Annotated in this window: 4 protein-coding genes; all 4 read left to right on the top strand. The window is 61.6% G+C overall.

The features are described from left to right. Window positions 1–297 precede the first annotated feature (297 nt). Window positions 298–2,019 carry a DUF3141 domain-containing protein gene (locus tag WCE35_RS11495; RefSeq protein ID WP_424593460.1) on the top strand — a complete coding sequence of 574 codons (1,722 nt, stop codon included), beginning with the start codon at window positions 298–300 and terminating at the stop codon, window positions 2,017–2,019. Beyond that, window positions 1,998–4,553 carry a heavy metal translocating P-type ATPase gene (locus tag WCE35_RS11490; RefSeq protein ID WP_424593459.1) on the top strand — a complete coding sequence of 852 codons (2,556 nt, stop codon included), beginning with the start codon at window positions 1,998–2,000 and terminating at the stop codon, window positions 4,551–4,553. Before WCE35_RS11495 ends, WCE35_RS11490 begins: the two co-directional genes overlap by 22 nt. Then, a complete protein-coding gene (locus WCE35_RS11485) occupies window positions 4,550–4,927 on the top strand; it encodes a cupredoxin domain-containing protein (RefSeq protein ID WP_424593458.1) in 378 nt (125 codons plus the stop codon). Before WCE35_RS11490 ends, WCE35_RS11485 begins: the two co-directional genes overlap by 4 nt. A 91-nt stretch (window positions 4,928–5,018) precedes the next feature. Then, window positions 5,019–5,252, top strand: coding sequence for a DUF2933 domain-containing protein (locus tag WCE35_RS11480; RefSeq protein WP_424593457.1), 234 nt, complete (start codon window positions 5,019–5,021; stop codon window positions 5,250–5,252). The last annotated feature ends 170 nt before the right edge of the window (window positions 5,253–5,422 follow it).

Below are 5,422 nucleotides of genomic sequence, written 5' to 3'. Positions count from 1 at the left end.
CTGCTAGCCGCCGCAACAAACACCTTCGCGCCAGATGGGGTTTGGCCGAATGGGACGGGACAAATGATGGCCGGGCGGTGATCCCGGCTGAAGCAACGTTGCGCGCTTTTTCAAACCAATAGTCGAGGGAGGTCTGCCGTGACGACCTTTGCCCTTTCGCCAAGTACGATCGGCACACCACGCGGGCCACAGATCGGCCCAGCGGTTCAGAGGACGACAACCCAGGAGCGTGCCCAAAAGATCGCCGGAGCGGCCGTGACTCCGCGGGCCAATCCAGCGCTTACGAGGTGGCCCTCCATATCGCCCGCGCTGGATGGCGTCGTAGCCTATCAACGCGACTTCTTGGAGCGGACCATCCTGTTCTGGGATACGCTTCGGCAGCGCGCGGATAACATGATCGCTCACGAACGGGCGGGCAAACCGCCGCTGCTCGATTTCGATTATGAGCTTGTCCTCGACGCTCGCCGGTTCGAGCGGCCGGTCAACTACGCGCTGCTGCGCATCACGCGCTACGGCGATGAGTGCCTGGAGGATTGCCTCGATCCCGCGAAGCCGCCGGTCATGATAGTGGATCCCCGCGCGGGGCACGGACCGGGAATCGGGGGGTTCAAGCACGATTCCGAAGTCGGGATCGCGATGCATGAGGGCTATCCGGTCTATTTCGTGGTGTTCTATCCGGAGCCGTCGGCGGGCCAGACGATGGTGGACGTGCTCCATACGCTCCGCCGGTTCGCGGAGGAGGTCTCCAGACGCCATGACGGCAAGCCGCCGACCCTCTACGGCAACTGCCAGGCCGGCTGGGCGATCGCGATCCTTGCGGCCGATTGCGAGGGGCTTGCGGGGCCGGCTGTTCTCAACGGTTCACCGCTGTCATATTGGGCCGGAGAATCCGGGGTCAATCCAGCGCGCGTTTCCGGCGGGCTGCTCGGCGGAGCATGGCTCTCCCATCTGACGTGCGACCTCGGCGACGGCCGGTTCGATGGTGCCTGGCTGGTGCAGAACTTCGAAAACCTGAAGCCGGAAGGTGTTTGGGAGAAATACGCGAACCTGTTTTCTCACATCGACGAGGAGCGGGAGCGATTTCTCGAATTCGAGCGCTGGTGGAACGGCTTCTATTTCCTCAGCCGTGAAGAGATGCTGGTGATCGTCGAGAACCTCTTCATCGGCAATAGTTTGGAGCAGGGAAAACTGCGCATCTGCCGGGATTGCCTGGTCGATCTGCGGCGCATTCGCAATCCACTGGTCATCTTCGCCTCCTATGGCGACAACATCACGCCGCCTCATCAGGCCCTGGGCTGGATTCCGACGATCTACTCCGACACCGACGATCTGAAGCAGGCCGGCCAGCGCATCATATACCTGATCAACCCCCATATTGGGCATCTCGGTATTTTCGTGTCGGCACGCGTCGCACGTCTCGAGCATCGGGCGATCCTTGACAGCCTGAAAAAGATCGAGGTCCTCCCGCCAGGCCTTTATGAAATGAAGATCGATAATCCGACGGGAGATCCCGATTGCGGCCGCGATGCCTATTCGGTGCGATTCGAGGAGCGGCGCGTCGAAGAGCTCGAATTTCCGGGAAATCGTGCCGCGTTTCGCCGCGTCGCCGAAGTCTCGGCCCAGATGGATGCGTTGTATTCGACGACGCTTGGAAGATGGATCGAGGCGACCTCGACGCCTCTATCCGCCCAGTTGCTCGAATGGCTGCATCCCATGCGTGTCAGCCGCCATGCGTTCGCGACCGACTTCAATCCCTGGTTGCGCGCACTCGCGCCGATCGCCGCTTCGATCGCTCGCGATCGCCATGCTGTCCCTGGCACCAACTCGCTCAAGGTTCGCGAGATCGAAACATTCGACGCGGTGCGCAGCCTCATCACGCAGGCGCGCGAATTGCGCGACCAGGGCTACGAATTCTGGTTCGAAACCCTCTACGGACGAGGTCTCGCCGCAGATGCCGCGGAGGCCGATCCAGTGTCTGCATCGACATCCCAGCCTGCATGCAGGAGGAGGACAAGATGAGCGCAGTTGTCGCTGATATGCATGCCCGTCGTCCGGATGCCGCAACACCGCAGCCAGCCGCGAGTGAACATTTAGAGCTTCGGATCGGCGGCATGAACTGCGCACATTGCCCGCCGGCGATCGAGAAGGCCGCTGCCGCGGTCCCCGGAGTAACTTTTGCAAGTGTCAATCCGAGCACCAGGGTGGCCAGAATTGATTACGATCCTGCGCGGACCAGAATTTCCGAGATTCTGCACGCTATCCGTTCGGTCGGCTATACGGTCGGGACCGCCACCATGCGCGTGCCGATCAAAAACATGCATTGCGGCTCATGCCTCCTGCGGATCGAGCTCGCGCTGCAGATGGTGCCGGGTGTGGTGTCGGCGCGCGCAAGTCTCGGACCCAACGCCGCCGATATCGAGTACCAGCCCGAGAAGGTGGACTTTCCGACGATCCGCAAGGCAATCGAATCTGCCGGATACCGTGTAGCCGAGCCGAAGATCGCCCCTGACGCGGAGGTGCTCGATCCTGCCGAAGCCGCCATTGAGCAGGAATATCACACCTTGATGCAAAAATTCTGGTTCGCAGCTGCAATCTCGATACCTGTTATGGCGTTAAGCTATCCGGACCTGATTGCCGGCCTGCGCGACTGGATGCCGATGGGAAGCGACACCCGCAGGATCGTCTGGAGCCTGCTGGGCGTGTTGACCTTGCCCGTGATGTTTTGGGCGGGCTCGCAATTCTTCACCGGCATGTGGGATGCCCTGAAGCACCGTGCGGCCAATATGCACACGCTGATCGCCATCGGGATCAGCGCCGCATTTGCCTATTCCGTCGTGACCGTAGCGTGGCCGCAAATCTTCCCGCGCATGGCGCTCGCGGAGGTTTTCTGGGATGTGACCGACGTCGTGGTTGCGCTGGTGGTTCTGGGGCTTGCCCTCGAGATCAAGGCGAAAGGGCGGACGTCTCAGGCGATCAAGAAGCTGATCGGTTTGCAGGCCAAGACTGCGCGGGTCGTCCGGGACGGAACGGAGCGCGATATTCCGGTGGAGGAGGTTTTGGCCGACGACGTCGTGGTCGTCCGGCCCGGTGAGAAGATCGCCGTAGATGGCAGGGTGACCGCCGGGGCCAGCGCGGTCGATGAATCGATGATCACAGGCGAATCCATGCCGGTCGAAAAGCAGGTCGGCGACGAAGTCATTGGCGGTACCTTGAACAAGACCGGCAGTTTCCGGTTTAGGGCGACCAGGGTCGGCAAGGACACCGCGCTGGCGACCATTATCCGCATGGTCAAGGACGCCCAGGGGTCGAAAGCGCCGATCCAGCGCGTGGTTGATGCGGTCTCGGCTTACTTCGTGCCGGCTGTCATGATCCTCGCGATTCTTGCCTTCGTCGCCTGGTACAATTTTGGACCAGAGCCGCGATCCGTCTACGCGACCATTGTGTTCGTGACCACCCTCATCATTGCCTGCCCATGCGCACTCGGTCTCGCAACCCCGACGTCGCTTACGGTCGGCATCGGCAAGGGTGCCGAGCACGGAATTTTGATTCGCTCCGGCGATGCCTTGCAGGCGTCGGAGAAGCTCGACGCTATCATCCTCGACAAAACCGGCACGATCACCAGGGGCGAGCCGGCGCTGACCGATGTCGTCGTAACTCAAGGCGCGAGCGAGACGGACGTCCTGCGCTTCACGGCTTCGTTGGAGCGCGGTTCGGAGCATCCGCTCGGAGAAGCGATCGTCAGGGGTGCGGACCTGCGCGGCTTGAAGTTGTCCGAGGCCGAGGCTTTTGCCGCCATTCCCGGCCATGGGGTCAGCGGCCGGATCGACGGGCACGAGGTGCTGTTCGGGAACGCCAAACTGATGCGCGACCGCGGGGTTGCCATCGACGGGCTGCAAATGAACTGGAAGCGCCTCGCCGAAGAAGGCAAGACGCCCATGTATGTGGGCATCGATGGCAAGGCGGCCGGGCTTGTAGCGGTCGCCGACACAGTGAAGCCAGATTCGAAAGCCGCTATCGATGCGTTGAAGGCGCTCGGGATCGAAGTCGTCATGCTGACCGGCGATAACGAGCGCACCGGGCTGGCGATTGCACGTCAGGTCGGAATCGAGCGGGTGCTCGCCGAGGTCCTGCCCAACGACAAGGCGCACGAGGTGCAGAAACTGCAACTCGAAGGCAAGTCCGTCGGGATGGTAGGCGATGGCGTCAACGATGCGCCCGCGCTGGCGCAAGCCGATGTTGGTTTTGCGATCGGCACCGGCACCGATGTTGCCATTGAGGCGAGCGATATCACGCTCATCAAGGGCAGTCTGACCGGCGTAGTGACGGCGATAGAGATCAGCCGGGCCACCATGAGCAACGTACGGCAAAACCTCGTCGGCGCCTTTGGCTATAACGCGCTCGGCATCCCGGTTGCGATGGGAGTTCTATATCCATTCCTCGGCCTCTTGCTGTCGCCCTTGATCGCCGCTGCCGCGATGGCGTTCAGCTCGGTCACGGTCGTTACCAACGCAAACCGGCTTCGCCTGTTTCAGCCCCGGAGGATCGTATCATGACCGCTGATCGTTGGCTCGTCACCGCGGCGGGCCTCGCGCTGATCGCCATCATCGTCTGGTTCTTTTGGCTGAAACGCTCGACGGGATTTCGCGCCAGCGAGGCCAGCGGCGGATACCAGGAAGCGATGGTCCTGGTGAAGGGCGGCTACACCCCAGATACGATCATCGTCCGGAGCGGCCGGCCGGTCCGGTTGAACTTCCGGCGGGAAGAGACGGCTTCCTGTTCGGATAAGGTGATCTTCGCCGACTTCCAGAAGAGCGCCGAACTTCCCGCCGGGCAGACAGTTGCGGTCGAGTTGCTGCCGAGGGCTCCAGGGGAGTTTGAGTTTGGCTGTCCGATGGGAATGTTCCGCGGCAAGCTCGTCGTCGAATAGGTTCGAAGTGCGGTGGACGGACGCAACAACCGAAGGCCCTTGATTGCGTCAAGAGAGCCTTCCAGAGCAATCTAACCGGCGGGAGTGTGCGATGTCAGTGCAAGATCATTCTGGCCATGAGGAGCAGGCGCAGAAGGGCAGTTTCGTGAAATCCCGTGCCGGGTTGGTGCTGATCGGGTTCCTGATCATTGCCGGCACCCTGCTCTTTACCGAACATCGGGCCCATGTGCTCGGCCTCCTGATCTGGCTGCCGCTGCTCGCTTGTCCGTTGCTGCACGTCTTCATGCATGGCGGACACGGCCATCACGGAAACCGCGATCAATAGAACAGCCGGAGGGGACCGTCATGAACAACAACGCGCCGGCCTATGGGTTGTGGAGCCTTGTGATCGTAAATTCGGTGGTCTTCATCTTCTTTGCCTATAGCTTTTTCAAGCCGCGGACGCCGCGCGATTGGCGCTCGTTCAGCGCCTTCAGCGCGTTTCTGGTGGCACTG

This window comes from Bradyrhizobium sp., from assembly GCF_049691595.1.
GTDB lineage: Bacteria > Pseudomonadota > Alphaproteobacteria > Rhizobiales > Xanthobacteraceae > Bradyrhizobium.
This window is presented reverse-complemented; position numbering and strand designations above follow the sequence as displayed.

Excerpts from the sequence above, each read along its gene's own strand:
- WCE35_RS11490 (WP_424593459.1), top strand. The coding sequence starts at position 1,998 with ATGCAGGAGGAGGACAAGATGAGCGCAGTTGTCGCTGATATGCATGCC.
- WCE35_RS11485 (WP_424593458.1), top strand. The coding sequence starts at position 4,550 with ATGACCGCTGATCGTTGGCTCGTCACCGCGGCGGGCCTCGCGCTGATC.
- WCE35_RS11480 (WP_424593457.1), top strand. The coding sequence starts at position 5,019 with ATGTCAGTGCAAGATCATTCTGGCCATGAGGAGCAGGCGCAGAAGGGC.